General features: G+C 69.5%; 17 protein-coding genes and 1 pseudogene. 12 read left to right on the top strand and 6 right to left on the bottom strand.

Annotated features, from left to right (window positions below):
• Window positions 1-2: 2 nt before the first annotated feature.
• On the top strand, window positions 3-635 hold the full coding sequence (locus ABD352_RS57840) for an NAD(P)-binding domain-containing protein (RefSeq protein ID WP_425553832.1): 633 nt from the start codon (window positions 3-5) through the stop codon (window positions 633-635).
• On the opposite strand, the gene ABD352_RS38120 is transcribed toward ABD352_RS57840, so the two are convergent.
• Window positions 520-1,749 (bottom strand): MFS transporter, encoded by a 1,230-nt coding sequence (locus ABD352_RS38120; RefSeq protein ID WP_344617421.1) that lies wholly within the window; start codon window positions 1,747-1,749, stop codon window positions 520-522. The genes ABD352_RS57840 and ABD352_RS38120 overlap by 116 nt on opposite strands.
• A gap of 169 nt (window positions 1,750-1,918) precedes the next feature.
• Between ABD352_RS38120 and ABD352_RS38115 the strand changes: the two genes are divergently transcribed.
• Window positions 1,919-2,386, top strand: coding sequence for a MarR family winged helix-turn-helix transcriptional regulator (locus ABD352_RS38115; RefSeq protein ID WP_344617420.1), 468 nt, complete (start codon window positions 1,919-1,921; stop codon window positions 2,384-2,386).
• A gap of 61 nt (window positions 2,387-2,447) precedes the next feature.
• Here the strand turns inward: ABD352_RS38115 and ABD352_RS38110 are convergent, their stop codons facing one another.
• Both ABD352_RS38110 and ABD352_RS38105 read right to left on the bottom strand, forming a co-directional pair.
• Window positions 2,448-4,280, bottom strand: coding sequence for a sensor histidine kinase (locus ABD352_RS38110; protein WP_344617419.1), 1,833 nt, complete (start codon window positions 4,278-4,280; stop codon window positions 2,448-2,450).
• Window positions 4,281-4,463: 183 nt separating this feature from the next.
• Window positions 4,464-5,000 carry a GAF domain-containing protein gene (locus ABD352_RS38105; RefSeq protein WP_344617418.1) on the bottom strand — a complete coding sequence of 179 codons (537 nt, stop codon included), beginning with the start codon at window positions 4,998-5,000 and terminating at the stop codon, window positions 4,464-4,466.
• Between the two features lie 330 nt (window positions 5,001-5,330).
• On the opposite strand from ABD352_RS38105, the gene ABD352_RS38100 reads away from it, so the two are divergent.
• From ABD352_RS38100 to fmdA, 4 genes are all read left to right on the top strand, one after another.
• Window positions 5,331-7,169, top strand: coding sequence for a DUF4118 domain-containing protein (locus ABD352_RS38100; protein ID WP_344617417.1), 1,839 nt, complete (start codon window positions 5,331-5,333; stop codon window positions 7,167-7,169).
• A gap of 84 nt (window positions 7,170-7,253) precedes the next feature.
• Window positions 7,254-7,592: a TraR/DksA family transcriptional regulator gene (locus ABD352_RS38095; RefSeq protein ID WP_344617416.1), complete on the top strand. Its 339-nt coding sequence runs from the start codon at window positions 7,254-7,256 to the stop codon at window positions 7,590-7,592.
• Window positions 7,593-7,725: 133 nt separating this feature from the next.
• Window positions 7,726-8,004: an FmdB family zinc ribbon protein gene (locus ABD352_RS38090; RefSeq protein WP_344617415.1), complete on the top strand. Its 279-nt coding sequence runs from the start codon at window positions 7,726-7,728 to the stop codon at window positions 8,002-8,004.
• Between the two features lie 30 nt (window positions 8,005-8,034).
• The gene (gene fmdA, locus ABD352_RS38085) at window positions 8,035-9,288 is read left to right on the top strand and encodes a formamidase (protein ID WP_344617414.1); all 1,254 of its coding nucleotides are present in this window, start codon (window positions 8,035-8,037) and stop codon (window positions 9,286-9,288) included.
• A 15-nt stretch (window positions 9,289-9,303) separates the two neighbouring features.
• Here fmdA and ABD352_RS38080 read toward each other — a convergent pair whose 3' ends face one another.
• Window positions 9,304-9,972, bottom strand: coding sequence for a response regulator (locus ABD352_RS38080; protein ID WP_344617413.1), 669 nt, complete (start codon window positions 9,970-9,972; stop codon window positions 9,304-9,306).
• Complete coding sequence (locus tag ABD352_RS38075; protein WP_344617412.1) at window positions 9,954-11,111, bottom strand: sensor histidine kinase; 1,158 nt, start codon at window positions 11,109-11,111, stop codon at window positions 9,954-9,956. The genes ABD352_RS38080 and ABD352_RS38075 overlap by 19 nt, the downstream gene beginning before the upstream one ends.
• Before the next feature lie 96 nt (window positions 11,112-11,207).
• Here ABD352_RS38075 and ABD352_RS38070 point away from each other — a divergent pair, with 96 nt between their 5' ends.
• The gene (locus ABD352_RS38070) at window positions 11,208-11,774 is read left to right on the top strand and encodes a class I SAM-dependent methyltransferase (RefSeq protein ID WP_344617411.1); all 567 of its coding nucleotides are present in this window, start codon (window positions 11,208-11,210) and stop codon (window positions 11,772-11,774) included.
• 82 nt (window positions 11,775-11,856) lie between these two features.
• On the opposite strand, the pseudogene ABD352_RS57835 reads toward ABD352_RS38070, so the two are convergent.
• Window positions 11,857-12,051, bottom strand: a pseudogene (locus ABD352_RS57835) (universal stress protein); the annotation flags it as partial.
• Between the two features lie 172 nt (window positions 12,052-12,223).
• Between ABD352_RS57835 and ABD352_RS38065 the strand changes: the two are divergent.
• The 5 genes from ABD352_RS38065 (at window position 12,224) to ABD352_RS38045 (ending at window position 17,473) form a co-directional block, all read left to right on the top strand.
• Window positions 12,224-12,661, top strand: coding sequence for a hypothetical protein (locus tag ABD352_RS38065; RefSeq protein ID WP_344617410.1), 438 nt, complete (start codon window positions 12,224-12,226; stop codon window positions 12,659-12,661).
• Between the two features lie 72 nt (window positions 12,662-12,733).
• Window positions 12,734-12,823, top strand: coding sequence for a K(+)-transporting ATPase subunit F (gene kdpF, locus ABD352_RS38060; protein ID WP_344617409.1), 90 nt, complete (start codon window positions 12,734-12,736; stop codon window positions 12,821-12,823).
• Window positions 12,823-14,484 (top strand): potassium-transporting ATPase subunit KdpA, encoded by a 1,662-nt coding sequence (gene kdpA / locus ABD352_RS38055; RefSeq protein ID WP_344617408.1) that lies wholly within the window; start codon window positions 12,823-12,825, stop codon window positions 14,482-14,484. The genes kdpF and kdpA overlap by 1 nt, the downstream gene beginning before the upstream one ends.
• Window positions 14,485-14,522: 38 nt before the next feature.
• A complete protein-coding gene (kdpB, locus tag ABD352_RS38050) occupies window positions 14,523-16,628 on the top strand; it encodes a potassium-transporting ATPase subunit KdpB (protein ID WP_425553836.1) in 2,106 nt (701 codons plus the stop codon).
• Complete coding sequence (locus tag ABD352_RS38045) at window positions 16,628-17,473, top strand: potassium-transporting ATPase subunit C (protein WP_344617407.1); 846 nt, start codon at window positions 16,628-16,630, stop codon at window positions 17,471-17,473. Before kdpB ends, ABD352_RS38045 begins: the two co-directional genes overlap by 1 nt.

Genomic DNA, 17,473 nt, shown 5'->3' with positions numbered 1-17,473 from the left:
GTGTGCTGCGGGTCGACTACTTATGGCCTGGCCAGTGGCCGCCTCCTGCGGCGGCTACGCAGGCGACCACCGAACTTGTCGGCCGGCTCGCCCAGCGGCGGCCCGACGCGCTGTTCGTGGACGCGCCCGTCTCGGGCACCAAAGGTCCCGCCGAGAACGGTCAGCTGCTCATCCTCGCCTCCGGTCCGGCCGCCGCAGAGCCAACTGTGCGCCCCGTGTTCGCCGCGATCGGCCGCAAGACCCTGTGGCTGGGCGACGCCGGCCGAGGCAGCGCGACGAAGGTCGTCCTCAACGCGTACATGTCCATCCTGATCGAAGGCGTGGCCGAAGCCCTCGTACTCGCCGACCGGCTGGATGTCGACGCCGGCGTTGCGCAGGACGCGATGGGAGGCGGCGACCTCCTCGGCCCAGAAGCCGGTCGGGTGGGTGGTGCCGTCGGCGAGGGTGAGGCTGTCGGCGGCGCTGACAATCATCAGGACCCTGGTCATGGCTGGTTACTCCTCAGGGTTTCGTACGGGCTCAGGCGGCGGTGCCGGCGTGGACGGCGGCGGCCGCCGGTTGGGTCTGTTCGGGCGAACGGCGCCGTGTGGCGTGCCCGGTGGCGGCGAGCAGAACGAGCAGCCCGAGGAAGCTGAGCGCCGCTCCGGCCCACAGCGTCGAGGTGTACCCCAGTCCGGCGGCGATGGTGACGCCGCCGACCCAGGCGCCGAGCGCGTTGCCGACGTTGAAGGCGGCGATGTTGGCTCCCGAGGCCAGGGTCGGTGCCTGCCCCGCGTACTGCATGATGCGCATCTGCAGGCCGGGGACGGTGGCGAAGCCGAATGCGCCCATGAGCGCGAGCGAGACGATCGTCAGTACCTGGTTGGGCGCGGTGAGCGCGAAGAGGACCAGGACGGCGGTGAGCGCGGCGAGGACGACCATGAGCGTCTTGGTCACTGACCGGTCAGCGGCCTTGCCACCCAGGCTGTTGCCGATGAACAGGCCGGCGCCGAAGAGGACCAGCAGCCACGGTACGGTGCCGGCGGCGAATCCGCTGACCTTGGTGAGCGTGTATGCGATGTAGGTGAACGCGCCGAACATGCCGCCGAAGCCGAGGATGGTGATCAGCAATGAGAACCAGACCTGCGGATGTGCGAAGGCCTGGATTTCGTGGCGCAGGCTCACCGGTGCGGTGGCGGTGCTGGTGCTGGCCGGGACGAGGGTGGCCATGCCGATCAGGGCGAGGACGCCGATGCCGGTGATGGCCCAGAAGGTGGAGCGCCAGCCGAGTTGCTGGCCCAGGAATGTGCCGAACGGGACGCCGAGGACGTTGGCGGCGGTCAGACCGGTGAACATCATGGCGATGGCGGCGGCTCGCCGAGCCGGGGCAACGAGACTGGCGGCGACGACGGCGCCGATGCCGAAGAACGCCCCGTGGGAGAGGGCGGCAACGACCCGTCCGGCCAGCATCACCGAGTAGGTGCCGGCCAGCGCGGAGGTCAGGTTCCCGGCGATGAACAGCACCATCAGGCCGGTGAGCACATGTTTGCGGTTGAACCGCGTGACAGCGGCGGTCAGGCCGATCGCGCCGGCGGAGACCGCCAGGGCGTAGCCGGAGATCAGCCAGCCGGCGGCGGACTCAGTGACACCGAAGTCGGTGGCGACTTCGGGGAGAAGACCCATGATCACGAACTCGGTGAGGCCGATGCCGAAGCCTCCGATGGCCAGGGCGAGAAGGCCGAGGGGCAGGCGCTGCGTCGTAGCAGACATGATGGTTCTCCAGGTAGCAGTACATGCAGCGCGTTTGCAACTACCAGCGCGCACAACTTGATACTTGCACGCGCCTCATATCGGCGCAAGCGTGCCGTGACCCACAAGCCAAGCGTCTGCAACTATCGGCGTACGCGCCTATAATCGGGACAGGACTCAGGAGGGCGACATGGGCATCGGCGACGACGCGGTCGAGATCCGTGCCCAGGGCTGGCGAACCCTCGCCGCGCTGCACGGCCTCATCGACGCGGCCCTGGAGAAGGCGCTGCAGACCGAGCACCAGCTGTCCGTAGTTGAGTACACGGTGCTCGACGCCCTCTCCCGCCAGGACGGCTGGCACATGCGCATGCAGCAGCTGGCCCGCGCGGCCGCGCTGTCCAGCAGTGCCACCACCCGCCTGGTCAACCGGCTGGAAGACCGCAGCCTGCTCACCCGCGTGCTGTGCCAGGACGACCGCCGGGGCATCTACACCGAGCTCACCGCCAGCGGTCGGGCCCTGTTCGAAGCGGCCCGCCCCACCCACGACGAGGTCCTCGCCGCCACCCTCGCCGAGGCCGAGCGGCTGCCGGAGCTGGCGCCGCTGGTCGATGCGCTGCACCACCTGCCCGCCAAGGTGCCGGCCAGGACCAGTGCTTGATCATCCCGGTTACCCGTCGCGCCTCGGCTGGTACCGCAGCACCTTGAGCCGCAACCGGCGTTCATGCCTCGTCGATTGGAATCTTGACCAGTAGCGCCGTGCCGTGGCTGGCCGGGCTCAAGACTTCCATGTGGCCGCCGAGGGCCTCGATGCGGTCCTGCAGGCCGATCAGCCCGGTTCCCTTGCCGAGGCTGGCTCCGCCGATCCCGTCATCCTGTACCGAGAGCCGGAACACCGCATCCTCCGCCTCGGCGTTGACCTGGACCATGGTCGCCCGGGCGTGCGTGGCGGCGTTGGCGAGCGCTTCGGACACGATGTGATACGCGGCCACCTCGGTATGTTCGGGCAGCCGCCGGCCGATGTTGAGGTTCAGTTCCACCGGAATCGCGCTGCGGCGGGCGAGCGACTTGATTGAGGCGCCGAGGCCGCCCTTGCACGTGATCGCCGGATGGATCCCCTGCGTGACGTCCTGCAGGCTCGTGAATACGCTGTTCAGGCCCTGCGCAATATGTGACAGCTGAGCCTTGTACCGGTTCAGCTCGGGCGGCATCGACGCCTCGGCCATGCTCGTTTCGAGCCCGAGCGAGACGACACGCTGCAGTACGCCATCATGCAGCTCTCGTTCGAACAGTCGTCGAGCGTTGTCGGCGGCGGTGACGATGCGGGCGCGGGAAGCGGCGAGCTGCGCGCGACTCTCGACGTTGGCGACCGCGGTTGCGATGAGGTCGCTGAAGTCGGCCAGGCGTGCTTCGGTGTCGGGTGGCATGGCATCGGCCGTGAACGACATCACGGCGAGCACTCCCCAGAGACGGCCTTGAACCATCACGGGAACGCCGACCGTTGAGTGTATGCCGAGCCCGCGCGTGGTCGCCGCCGCCGGGCCCGTGGCACTGTCGTAGCTGTTGATCCGGGCCGGACGCCTGGTGCGCCGTACCGTCCCGACGACGTTGTCTCCTTCGAGCAGGATGGACGTCGGGCCATGCAGCTCGTCGAGATCTGCAAGGCAAGTGGCGGTGCAGTTCGGCTCGTAGCGCATCAGCGCCGTGCGGACTCGACCAAGGGTTCGGCAGAGCTCTTCCGCCATCGCGTCGAACACGTCGGTGAGTGAGGCCCCACGTACGACCAGCGTGGCCACGCGCCGCCACGCGAGTTGTTCTTCCGTGAGCATCGTGGACGCTTTGCGGCTCGCCTTCAGCGAGTGGACGATCGCCTCATGCTCACGTGCCGCGGACAGCAGCGGCTCCAGCGCCGGCACCACCCGTTGCCGCAGGCGTTCCATTGTCTGTTCGGGCAGGTCCGCCGGAACCAGCAGGGTGCCCAGGCGCCTCGCACCGTCACACAGCGGGAATGCGGCCCGCTGTCCATCCCCCGCAATCACATCGAGCTCGATTGCCGCTGATGGAAGTTCAAGCACTTGCGCGAGCCGCTGTGATGCCGGGCCGAGCGCCGAGCGCAAGTCATCTGCGCACAGCAGACGTTTGGCCAGATCGGTAGTGAGGGTGGCTTCCGGGCGGCGGTCAGGTGCCTCGGCGGCACGGGACCGGGCCAGGTCTGCAAGGCGGCTGGTCACCAGCCCAGCCGCGATGAAGACCACGAGGGCCGGCAGATCCCGGCGCGTGGTGAATTCGAACGCCCAGAAGGGCGGGACGTGAAAATAGTTGAAGGCAAGGGCGCTGGCCGCCGCCGTCGTGACGCTGAGCCAGCGTTTCCACACCATCGAGATGGCCAGGATGCCGATGAGATAGATCAGGCCTGAGGCGGCCATCTGAGAGTTTCCCCTGAGGGGAAACAGCACGAGGGTCTCCGCCGCGATGAACGCCACGGCGACGACCAGCCCGATCCAGGGCGGTGGCGGCTTCGGCCTCAGCAGCAACGGAACCAGGTTTGCGGACACCAGCGACGTCTCTCACTCGCTGTCAACACGCGACGCCTGCGCTTACGGTCACCGCGGGTGTGATCCGTGGATCGCTGGGCGTGCTGACGCACCTTCCTGCAGGGTCATTTTCACGTAACGCGAGGCAGCGCTTTGATTGAGACAGCGCTCCACGATGTACCCGCATCGAACGACGATCAGCCGCTACACGGGTGCGCCGGCCGCCCCGGAACTCACTAGCCTGGTCGCCCTTCGCCCGGTGTCTGCTGACGCGATGAGGCGTGTCAACGCGGCGCCAGCCGCTTCAGCCAAGGATTGAAGTCGGCTCAGTTCCTCGTCGGTGACGTGGTGCGGCTGGATCCAGTAAGCGCCGATCGCCCCGAGCGGGTCCTCGACGCGCATCGGGACGATGGCCAGGCTCTTCACGAACGTCGGTCGGTACGCCTCTTGCGGCACCCGTTCGTCGACCTGGATGTCCGGCACGATGGCCGGCTGACGATGGAGGATCGACCATCCGCTGATGCACTGCCGCACCGGGAATCGCTGACCCTTCCACAGCGGGCTCACCGCGTCCTCGTCGGCGTAGAAGCAGTAGCCGTGGTCCAGCAGTACCACGCTGGACCCGTGAGCGTTCGCCAAACGCCTGGCGGTGCGACGGATGATCTGTTGAGCCTGCTCCAGGTCCTGTACCAGGGCCAGGTCGGCCACCGCGGTGTTCAGCAGCTCGGACGCATCCATCATCGATGGTCCTTCCCATTACGATGCCGCACGCCGTAGACAACGACCCCTACGTACGACACACACAAAATGCCGGTGTCCGGCGTTTTAGCCTATTCCCGCCTGTGCGCAAGGTGTTCTCGTTCTTTCGGGTGATCGTCGCGGTATCCTCCGCTGCGGGTGAGGTGTGAGCCGGGTCCTGGACGCGCTCAACCCGATTCGGTGCTTCAGTACGCCGAAACGGCAGCGCGATGCCGTCCGCGGCGTGACGATCGGCCGGGTGGCGGGGAGATTGGGCGGTGTTTGGTGGCTGCGACCTGCCGCTGGGTGAGCCGACCTGGGTACGCTTGAACTATGCGTTCGGAATTCCTGTTTCGAATGGTGCGTCCGACGCCTCCACCAATTGGCGTGGGGATCGCGGTGGCTGTCCTCCTGGTCGCCGTAGAAACTCTTTTGATCTATCCGCTCGAGTTGATAACAAGCGGGCCTTCATTGGCTCAGATATATCTCCTCGGCGTCGTCATCGTATCGCTGGTTTGGGGAATGGCGCTAGGATTCGCCACCTCACTGGTAAGCGTCCTGGCATACTACTACTTCCACGTCCCACCCATTCTAGGGTTTGCGGTCGCCAATACCCGGGACTGGGTCATGCTCGGTGTCTTCGCTGCAGTCGCCGCGGTGATCGGCGCGCTGGCGGACCTGTCCCGATTGCGAGCGGTACAGGCTCAGGAATCCGACCTCACCGCTGAGATGGCCGGTCTGCTGCTCAACACGGACGATGTTGCCGCCGCGCTGCCCTCGGCCGCGCGACGGATCGCGCACGCGCTCGACCTGTCGGGTGTAGTGATCAAGCTCGGAGCCATGCCCGGCGCCGGCCAGCAATCGGTATTTCCGCTGCGCGACGGCGCGACCGTGCTCGGGACCCTGCAGGTCCCTGCCGGCATTCCTGTGGCGTCGCTCCAGCGTCTGCAGGAGAAGGTCATCCCGTTGGTCGAGTCGCTGCTGCGCGTGGCGCGTGAACGCGCGGCCATACTCGACTCCCTCCGAGAAGGGCGCGATGAGCTGAGGCTGCTCGCCGATCAGCAGGCCGCGTTGCGACGGGTGGCGACGTACGTCGCGCGCGGCGTCAGTCCGGCCGAGATCTTCTCCGCGGTTACGGAAGAGGTCAGCCAACTCCTGGGCGCGCGTGACACGATGCTGCTGCGCTACGAGTCCGGCGCCATGGTCACGATCGTCGCGACGAGTCAGCCCACACTGCCGCCGTCTGTCCGCAACGGATGGTCGGCCACCGGCAGCAACATCGCAGCCCTGGTGCGCCGAACCGGTCGCGCCGTCCGGATGGACGACGACGAAGACATCGACAGCCCCGGCACCCGTAACCGTGCACCGGGCATCCGTGCAGCGGTCGGTTTGCCGATCTCCGTCGAGGACCGGCTGTGGGGCGTCATCGTCGTCTCGTCGATGCGAACCGAGCCCTTGCCGCCCGACGCCGAGGAACGCATCAAGGACTTCACGGACCTTGCCGCCACCGCCATCGCGAACGCCGGCAGCCGCGCGGAACTCATCGCGTCCCGTGCCCGTATCGTCGCTGCCGCCGACGAGGCACGTCGGCGCATTGAACGCGATCTGCACGACGGAGCCCAGCAACGGCTCATCGCAATCGGGCTCGATTTGCGCGCGGCCGAGAATTGCACATCGCTTGAGCAGGTCAAAGTACAGGTGTCGGATGCCGCGACAGAACTCAAAAGCATCCATGAGAATCTGCGAGAAATCTCGCGAGGCATTCACCCCCCGATTCTGACCACCGGCGGACTGGAGCTGGCGCTCAGATCGCTCGCCCGCCATTCTGTAGTCCCGGTGGAGCTTGACATCCATCTTGATCGACGTTTGTCTTCGAGTGTCGAAGTGGCCGCCTACTACATCGTGTCGGAATCACTGACGAATGCGGCAAAGCACGCACACGCGTCCCTCGTGCGCATCGTCGCGGAGCTGCAAGGCGAGACGCTTCAGCTCTCGATCCGCGACGACGGAGTCGGGGGAGCCGACCCCGACAAGGGATCCGGACTCACGGGCCTGGTCGACCGAGTGGTGGCGCTCGGTGGGCAGATGACCATAACGAGTCCTACGGATGGCGGGACATCATTGTCGGTCGCCATTCCGACCCGTTCGCCCTCCGGTCAAGCGCTGAAGTGAAGACAGACCCGCCAGAAGCGGCTGGGAGGTGGGTTGCGACGGAGCGCATCCGCTACCCGGTGATCAGGGAAGTACCGTAGAACGGTGGCCGACGACGGTACTCGGGCTGAGCTGGAGCAGTTGCGCTCGGCCGTCGCCGGCGAGGTGAACGGGCTTGAAGCGGACCTGCGGGCCGTGTTCGAGGCGAGTCAGGACTCCAACGCCGACGACGAGCACGATCCCGAGGGCAGCACGATCGCGTACGAGCGCGCGCAGCTCACCGCCGTGCTCGCCGCGACCCGCCGCCGGCTGGCCGACCTGGACGAGGCCTTGGCGCGCCTGGACTCCGGCGGGTACGGCATCTGCGAGCGCTGCGGCCGTCCGATCCCCGCCGGCCGTCTGGCAATCCGCCCGTTTGCTCGCACCTGCGTCGCCTGCGCATGAACTCACCGCGTGCGTCGGTGCAGCGAAGCTGAGCATCGCGAGATCCGCGACTCGCCGTCCGGTTTAACCGTGTTCCCGCCGGAAAGTACGCGGCCGGAACGCAGGCCGCGGAGCGCGCAGCGGGGGAGCCGGAATGGCGACGTACGGTTATCGATGCCCGCGCGACGGTGACTTCGACGTCTCCTTCCCGATCGGTGATGCCGCCGCGCGTGTGCCGTGCCGGGTCTGCGGCGGCGAGGCGGTGAGGGTCTACACCGCGCCGCTGCTCGGCCGGGGGCCCGGCCCGCTGGCCGCGCACATCGAGCGGTCGGAGCGCAGCGCGGAAGAGCCCGAAGTGGTGTCCGGCCCGCCCGTGCGGCACCGACCTCGACGGCCGGTCCATCCCGCCACCGCGCGCCTGCCGAAGCCCTGACCGCGACCGTGCCGAGACGAAGGGGTACCGATGCCGGAGCTGCTGTTCCCGCTGGACTCGACGCGCAGGTTCACCGACCAGGAGAAGGTCGGCCACAACCGGTGGCACCCCGCCATTCCCCCAGCGGTGACGGTACGCCCGGGACAGTGCTTCCGTGTCCACTGCCGGGAGTGGTTCGACGGCGCGATCCACAACGACGACTCCGCCGAGGACATCCGCGACGCGCCACTGTCGGTGGTGCACGCGCTCAGCGGGCCATTCGCCGTGCAGGGCGCCGAGCCGGGTGACCTGCTCATCGTCGACATCCTCGACCTCGGCCCCATCCCGCAGGAGGACTCCGGCCCGCTCGCCGGCCAGGGCTGGGGGTACACCGGCATCTTCGCCAGACGCAACGGCGGTGGCTTCCTGACCGAGCAGTTCCCCGACGCGTACAAGGCGATCTGGGACTTCCGCGGAGAGCGCGCGACCTCGCGGCACGTGCCGTCGGTCTCGTTCACCGGGATCACGCACCCCGGGCTCATGGGTACCGCACCCTCGGCCGAACTGCTGGCCAAGTGGAACCAGCGGGAGGGCGCCCTGCGGGCCACCGACCCCGATCGGGTGCCCCCGCTGTCGCTGCCGCCCGAACCCCGCGATGCGATCCTCGGCAGCCTCTCCGGCGCGGACTTCGACCGGGCGGCGGCCGAGGCGGCCCGCACCGCACCGCCGCGCGAGAACGGCGGCAACCAGGACATCAAGAACTTCACGCGAGGCACCCGCGTCTTCTACCCGGTCTACGTTCCCGGCGCCAACCTCTCCGTCGGCGACCTGCACTTCTCCCAGGGCGACGGCGAGATCACCTTCTGCGGCGCGATCGAGATGGGCGGCTTCATCGACCTGCACGTCGACCTGATCAAGGGCGGCATGCAGACCTACGGCGTCGAGGAGAACGCGGTCTTCTTTCCCGGCAACACCCCGCCGCAGTACAGCCAGTGGCTCGCCTTCTCCGGGCTGTCCGTCACCACCGAGGGCGAGCAGCGCTACTTGGACTCCCAGCTGGCGTACCAGCGCGCCTGCCTGCACGCCATCGACTACCTCACCAAGTTCGGGTACGCCCCGGAGCAGGCGTACCTGCTGCTCGGCGCCGCCCCGATCGAGGGACGCCTCTCCGGCGTCGTGGACATCCCCAACTCGTGCGCCACCGTGTACATCCCGACCGAGATCTTCGACTTCGACGTGCGACCGTCGGCCCGCGGACCGGCCCGCATCAACCCGGGCCAGGGCGCGCCGAGGGCCCGCTTCTGACCGGACGGCGCGGGCCTACCCGCCTGGGCGGGTTCCCGGGCGGGCCAGGCCCGACTCGTACGCGAACACCACGGCGCCGATGCGGTCCCGCAGCCGCAGCTTGGCGAGGATCCGGCCGATGTGCGTCTTCACGGTCGTCTCGCTGAGGAACAGCCGGCCGGCGATCTCGGCATTGCTCAGCCCGAGCGCGACCAGGCCGAGCACCTCCCGCTCCCGCTCGGTCAGCAGGTCGGAGCGCGGATCGGGCTCCGGCGCGGCGGCCCCGGTCAGGTACCGCTCCAGCAGCCGCTGGGTCACCGACGGCGCCACCATCGCGTTGCCGCGCAGCACGCCGCGGATTGCCACCAGCAGTTCCGCGGCGGGCGCGTCCTTGAGCACGAACCCGTGCGCGCCGGCCCGTAATGCGGCGTAGACGTACTCGTCCAGGTCGAAGGCGGTGATCATGAGCAGCCGCGTCTCGGGCACGGCCGCGGCGATGCGTGCCGCCGCGTTCACCCCGTCGAGGGTCGGCATCCGTACGTCGAGCAGCACCACGTCGGGCAACGTCTGCTCGGCCTGGCGCACCGCGGCGGCCCCGTCGGCGGCCTCGCCCACCACGGTCAGGTCGGGCTGACTGTCCACCACCATCCGAAGCCCGACCCGCATGAGCTCCTGGTCGTCGCAGATCAGTACCCGTGCCGCCACATGCCGATCCTGCCAGCGCGCGCCTGTGCCCTCGCTGTGCGCGGCTGAGAGCCGGCTGTGGAGTCGTACGGCAGCGTCGCGACCACGCGGAAACCGCCGCCCTCGACCGGCTCGGCGGTCAGCGTGCCGCCGACGAGGCCGGCCCGCTCCCGCATGCCGGCCAGCCCCCGCCCGGACGACGGCAGGCCCGCGACGGCGCCGGTTCCCCCGGGGTCGAGCACCTCGATGCGCAATGTGCGGCGTTCCGGAGTACCAAATCCAACAACGACATCGGCCCGGGCACCCGCTCCGGCGTGCTTGATGACGTTGGTCAGGGCCTCCTGGACGATGCGGTACGCCTGGGCAAGCACCTCCGGCGGAACCTCGTCCGCGGTCCCCGAGACGCGCAGCCCGGCGCCGCAGCGGCGTACCAGGTCCTCGAGGTCGGCCGCCGTGCACGCGTGCTCGTCCAGCGCCGCCAGCAGACGGCGCAGCTCCTCCAGCGCGGCCCGCCCGGTGGTGCTGATCAGCTCGAACGTCCGGTCGACGACGGCCGGGTCGGCGTGGCGCATCAGCCGGGCACCCTCGGCGTTGACCACCATGACGCCGACGTTGTGGGCGAGCACGTCGTGCAGCTCGCGGGCGATCCGGGCGCGCTCGGCCGCGGCGGCCGTGGCGGCAAGGGCCCGGCGCTCGGCCGCCGCCCGGGCCTGCCGTGCGCGCAGGTACTCGCCGAGCAGCCATGCCACGGCGAGGGACAGGCAGAACCCGGCGGAACCCCAGAGCGCGCCGATCCCGGGGTACCAGCGCACGGCCCAGGCGACGAAGAACCCGGCGCCGACCGCGGAGACCACCGCCGCCGCCTTGCGCCGGCCCGCCTGCACCACCGTGCACACCACGACCTCGACGGCGAAATGACCTAGCGGTAGGTGCTCGCGCCAAACTGTGCCGAGCAGCCCCAGCCAGGCCGCGCCGAGCACCACCGCGGCCGCGGCGAGCGGTCGTTGCCGGCGCCACAGCAGCGCCGAGGCGAGCACGACGAGCAGTGCCACCTGGACCCAGCGCGGCCGCCCGTCGGGCAGGGCGGTCAGTGAGACCCCCGTCAGCGCAGTGGCGAGCGCCGCGTCGCGCGTCCACCCCATCCCGTCCAGCCCGTACACCCGACCTAGAGTACGGGCCGGCTCCTCCCGCGGAAGGACCTTCGCGAGCCCACAGCACGACGCCCGGTTACGACGGCCCTCCATAGCGTCGCCGGCATGTCGATCTTCCAGGAGTTCCTGCTGCACCCACGCACGACCGGCGCCGTCGCGGCGAGCTCGCCCGCCCTCGCCCGCGCGCTCACCGACGGCCTGCGGCTGGAACACGCCCGTACCGTCGTCGAGCTCGGCCCGGGGACCGGCCCGGTGACAGCGGCCATCCTGCGGCGCATGGCACCCGGCACGCGGTTCGTCGCGGTGGAGGCCAACGGGCGGCTGGCTGCGGTGCTGCGCCGGCGGTATCGCCTTCGACCGGTCGAGGTCATCCACGACTCCGCTGAGCGGCTCGCCGACATCGTCGACGGCCCGGTCGACGCGGTGGTGTCCGGCCTGCCATGGACGGTCCTGCCGCGCCCGGTGCGCACAAGGATCCTCGACGCGATCGGCGCGGTGCTCGCGCCGGACGGGGGGTTCACCACGTTCGCGTACGTCCACGCCGCGTGGACCCCGCCGGCGCGGGACTTCGCCGCCGAGCTCGGCGCGCGGTTCCGGACGCTGGAGCGCACGCCGCTGGTGTGGGCGAACCTCCCGCCCGCCTTCGTGCACCGCGCGCTCCACCGCCGTTAGTGCGGCCGTCGGGGGCTTCGACGAAGATCTCCAGGTCGGGTGGCCGGCCCACGGCGGCGTCGAATGCCTCGACGATGTAGCGGCGGGCGTCCGCGCGTAGTTCGTGGCGCCAGGCGTGCACCGCCGGTCCGTGCCAGTGCGACGGCAGGGCCCAGGTGCGCATCGCGTACAGCGGCGCGTCGCGCCGCCGCGCCTCGCGGATGGCGTACCGCAGGGCCGCGAGGCCGGCGAGGGATTGGGAGACACCGACGACGACGCGGCGTTCGCGCTCGAGCACACCTGTGACGGTAGACGCAGCTGTCGCCGGGACGCCGTCAAGGAAGCATCAAAAAACCGGCGCCGGCGTATGGATTCTGTCAAGGCACCTGGGCAGGGCAAACCGTCGGGTCTTCACTGGCAGCGGGCCGGATGGAAGGCCCTGGATGCAAGTGTCGAAGCAGGTGCGACTCATGCGTGGGATGTGGTCCGCGCCGACCGGCATCACGCTGGCCGGCGGTGCCGCCGCGGTCGTGGCCACGGCCGTGGTCACCGCCGCGGTGTTCGCGCCGCCGGAGCTGGTGGCGCGGCTCGTCGCGATGGCGGCATGTGTTGCCGCTGTCGGGGCGTTCGGCGGGAACCTGACCGCCGCGCTCGCCACCGGCTCGATCGCCTGGACCGTGCTCAACGGGTTTCTCGTGAACCGGCTGGGCGTGCTCACGTGGCACGGCGCGGCCGACGCGGTCCGCCTCGGCGTGCTGCTCGGCGCGGCCACGGGCGGGTGGCTGACGGCGTGGTCGAGGCAACGGCTGCGGCACCGGCGGGACGTGGTGCGGATGCGCGTCTGGCTCTACGGCGACGGATTCGCGTCGTCGATTCATGCACACAAGGAGGCGAGCCCTCGTGGCTGACGTGTGGTTCCTGCTGCTGACGATCGCGGCGTTCGTGATCCTCGGCCTGGCGGTGCGGGCGGTGGAGCGGCTGTGAATGCCGAGAACCTCGTCGGCCTCGTCCTCGCGGTCGCGCTGACCGCGTTCCTGATCGCTGCCCTACTCTTCCCGGAGCGGTTCTGATGAGCCCCACCCTGGCGGGCGTGCTGTTCATCGCCTCGCTGATCGTCGTCCTGGTGGTGCTGTACCGCCCGTTCGGCGACTACATGTACCGGGCGATCACCGCGACTCGGCACCTGCGCGTGGAGCGGGTCATGTACCGCGCGACCGGTGTGAACCCCGACGGCGAGCAGTCGTGGGGTGTCTACGCGCGCAGTGTGCTGGCGTTCTCCGCGGTGTCGATCCTGTTCCTGTACCTGTTCCAGCGCTTCCAGAACCACCTGTGGCTCAGTCTCGGCTTCGATCCCGTCAAGCCGGACCAGGCCTGGAACACCGCCGTGAGCTTCGTGACGAACACGAACTGGCAGTCGTACTCGGGCGAGTCCACGATGGGTCACCTCGTGCAGATGTCGGGGCTGGCGGTGCAGAACTTCGTGTCCGCGGCGGTGGGCGTCGCCGTGGCGGTCGCCCTGGTGCGCGGGTTCGCGCGGTCGAAGTCCGAGCAGCTCGGCAACTTCTGGGTCGATCTCGTGCGCATCAGCGTGCGGATCCTGCTGCCGATCGCGGCGCTGGGCGCGCTCGTGCTCATCGTCGGCGGCGCGGTGCAGAACCTTTCGGGTGGTACGGATGTGACCACCCTGGCGGGCACCGCGCAGCACGTCACCGGCGGGCCGGTCGCCTCCCAGGAGGTCATCAAGTTGCTCGGCACGAACGGCGGCGGCTTCTACAACGTCAACAGCGCCCATCCGTTCGAGAACCCGACGGGCTGGACGAACTGGTTCGAGATCTTCCTGATCCTGCTGATCCCGTTCTGCCTTCCGCGTGTGTTCGGCCGGATGGTCGGCGACAAGCGGCAGGGGCTGGCGATCGCCGGCATCATGGCGATCCTGGCCATCGGCAGCGTCATCGCGCTCAACGCGCTGCAGATCCACCACGGCGGCACCGTGCCGACCGCGGTCGGGGCGGCGGCCGAGGGCACCGAGACCCGCTTCGGCGTGCCGCAGTCGGCGACGTTCGCCGCGGCCACCACGCTGACGTCGACGGGTGCGGTGAACTCGTTCCACGACTCCTACACCGCGCTCGGCGGCATGGTCACGATGCTGAACATGATGCTGGGCGAGGTCGCGCCCGGCGGCACCGGATCGGGGCTCTACGGCATGCTCATTCTCGCGATCATCACGGTCTTCGTCGCCGGGCTCATGGTCGGGCGGACGCCCGAGTATCTCGGCAAGAAGATCGGCGCGCGGGAGATGAAGTTCGCGTCGCTGTACATCCTCACGACCCCGGCCCTGGTGCTCGTCGGCACGGCGATCGCCATGGGCTCGGAGACGGCGCGCAGCTCCATGGCCAACCCGGGCGCCCATGGCCTGTCCGAGGTGCTGTACGCCTTCACCTCCGCGTCGAACAACAACGGCTCCGCGTTCGCGGGCATCGGCGTCAACACGACCTTCTACAACACGGCGCTGGGCCTGTGCATGCTGCTGGGCCGGTTCCTGCCCATCATCTTCGTGCTCGGCCTGGCCGGCTCACTGGCCCGGCAGCAGCCGGTGCCCGAGTCGACCGGCACGCTGCGCACCCATCAGCCGCTCTTCGTCGGCATGGTGGTGGCCGTCACGGTCATCGTCGTGCTGCTCACCTACCTGCCGGCCGTCGCGCTCGGCCCGCTCGCGGAGGGCATCCAGTGACCACCCCGACCACCGTCCAGAGCAAGACCCCGCAGGGCATCTCGACGAGTTCCCCCACGCCGCAGCGGCGCATCGCCGGCGGCCTGCTCGACCCGGCGCAGCTGTGGAAGTCCACCCCGGACGCGCTGCGCAAGCTCAACCCGGCCACGCTGTGGCGCAACCCGGTCATGTTCATCGTGGAGATCGGCTCGGTCTTCACCACGGTCCTCGCCGTCCTGCACCCGTCCGGGTTCGCCTGGGCGATCACGGTGTGGCTGTGGCTGACCGTGCTCTTCGCCAACCTGGCCGAGGCGGTCGCCGAGGGCCGCGGCAAGGCCCAGGCCGACACTCTGCGGCGGGCCAAGCAGGACACCATGGCCCGCCGGCTCGTTGACGGCGTCGAGGAGTCCATCCCCGCCACCACCCTGCGGCAGGGCGACATCGTGGTCGTCGAGGCGGGTCAGATCATCCCGGGCGACGGTGACGTCATCGAGGGCATCGCCTCCGTCGACGAGTCGGCCATCACCGGCGAGTCCGCGCCGGTCATCCGCGAGTCCGGCGGCGACCGGTCCGCGGTCACCGGCGGTACCAAGGTGCTCTCCGACCGGATCGTCGTGCGGATCACCCAGAAGCCGGGGGAGTCCTTCATCGACCGGATGATCTCCCTGGTCGAGGGCGCGAACCGGCAGAAGACGCCGAACGAGATCGCGCTGAACATCCTGCTGGCGTCGCTGACCATCATCTTCCTGCTGGCCGTGGCGACGCTGCAGCCCCTGGCCATCTACAGCAAGGCGGTGCAGGCGTTCGCGCCCGACAGCGCGGCCCTGAACGCCGACGGCGTCACCGGCATCGTGCTGGTCTCGCTGCTGGTCTGCCTCATCCCGACCACCATCGGGGCGCTGCTGTCCGCGATCGGCATCGCCGGCATGGACCGGCTGGTGCAGCGCAACGTCCTGGCGATGTCCGGCCGCGCGGTCGAGGCGGCCGGGGACGTGAACACGCTGCTGCTGGACAAGACCGGCACGATCACGCTGGGCAACCGGCAGGCCGGTGAGCTTCTGCCGGTGCAGGGTGTGGCGGCCGAGGACCTGGCCAGTGCCGCGCAGCTGTCGAGCCTGGCCGATGAGACCCCGGAGGGCCGCAGCATCGTGGTGTACGCCAAGCAGCATCACGGCCTGCGTGAGCGGACCACCGGCGAGCTGGCCCATGCCACCTGGGTGCCGTTCACCGCCCAGACCCGCATGTCGGGCGTGGACCTGGAAGGTGACCGGCGCGTGCGCAAGGGCGCGGCGACGGCGGTCATGAAGTGGGTCCGGGAGAACGGGGGGCGTCCGACCGAGGAGGTGGGGTCCATTGTGGACGCGGTGTCCTCCTCCGGCGGTACCCCGCTGGTGGTCGCCGAGCACGTGGAGGGTCAGCCGGCCCGCACCCTGGGCGTCATCCACCTCAAGGACGTCGTCAAGCAGGGCATGCGCGAGCGGTTCGACGAGATGCGCCGCATGGGCATCCGCACGGTCATGATCACGGGCGACAACCCGCTGACGGCCAAGGCGATCGCGGAGGAGGCCGGCGTCGACGACTTCCTCGCCGAGGCCACCCCCGAGGACAAGATGGCCCTCATCAAGCGGGAGCAGGAGGGCGGCAAGCTCGTCGCGATGACCGGCGACGGCACCAACGACGCCCCGGCGCTCGCCCAGGCCGACGTCGGCGTGGCGATGAACACCGGCACGTCGGCCGCGAAGGAGGCCGGCAACATGGTCGACCTGGACTCGGACCCGACGAAGCTCATCGAGATCGTGGAGATCGGCAAGCAGCTGCTCATCACCCGCGGCGCGCTGACCACGTTCTCCATCGCCAACGACATCGCCAAGTACTTCGCCATCATCCCGGCGATGTTCGCGGCCGTGTACCCGGGTCTGGACGCGCTGAACATCATGCGGTTGCACTCGCCGACGTCGGCGATCCTGTCCGCGGTCATCTTCAACGCCCTCGTCATCATCGCGCTGATCCCGCTCGCCCTGCGCGGCGTGCGCTACCGGCCCGGCTCGGCCGCCGCGATGCTGCGCCGCAACCTGCTCGTCTACGGCGCCGGCGGCGTGATCGTGCCCTTCATCGGCATCAAGCTCATCGACCTCGTCATCATGAACATCCCGGGGATCTCCTGATGCGCCTCCCAGCCTGGATCGCCCAGCACCTCGCCGCCCTGCGCGCCCTGGTCGTGCTGACCATCGTGCTCGGCCTGGCCTACCCAATGCTCATGCTCGCCGTCGCCCGCATTCCCGGCCTGTCCGGCCATGCCGGCGGATCGCTGATCGACCGCGACGGCAAGCCCGTCGGCAGCGCCCTGATCGGACAGTCCTTCGTGGATGGTCAAGGACAACCGCTGCGGCAGTACTTCCAGTCCCGCCCCTCCGCCGCCGGCGACGGCTACGACCCCACGTCGACCTCGGCGAGCAACCTCGGTCCCGAGAACGTCGTGGACGGCCCCGACAAGCCGAGTCTGCTCACGCAGGTCTGCGGCCGTAGCAAGAGCGTCGGGGAGCTCGAGGGAGTCGACGGATCCCGTCCCTTCTGCACCCCGGGCGGCGTCGGCGCGGTCCTCGCCGTCTACCACCGCGACGGCACCACCGGTCCGGTGACCCGCGCGGTCAGCCTCAACGAGGCCTGCCCGGCGACGCCGTTCGTCACCACCTGGGAGGGCGTCACCGTCGAGTGCGCCAAGCCCGGCGAGGACTACACCGGCGGCATCACCACCCCGGTGCGCGGCAACGCCCCCGACGACCCGGCGGTCCCGGCGGATGCGGTCACCGCCAGCGGCAGCGGCCTCGACCCGCACATCAGCGTCGCCTACGCGAACCTGCAGGTCCCGCGGGTGGCCAAGGAACGCAAGCTGTCCGAGGACGCCGTGCGCAAGCTGGTGGCGGAGCACACCGAGGGCCGTACGCTCGGATTCATCGGGGAACCGGCCGTGAACGTGCTCGAGCTCAACCTCGCTCTGGATCGGAGCTGA

This window comes from Dactylosporangium salmoneum, from assembly GCF_039532525.1.
Lineage (GTDB): Bacteria > Actinomycetota > Actinomycetes > Mycobacteriales > Micromonosporaceae > Dactylosporangium > Dactylosporangium salmoneum.
The sequence above is the reverse complement of the archived record's forward strand: the minus strand, read 5'-3'. Positions and strand labels throughout refer to the sequence as shown.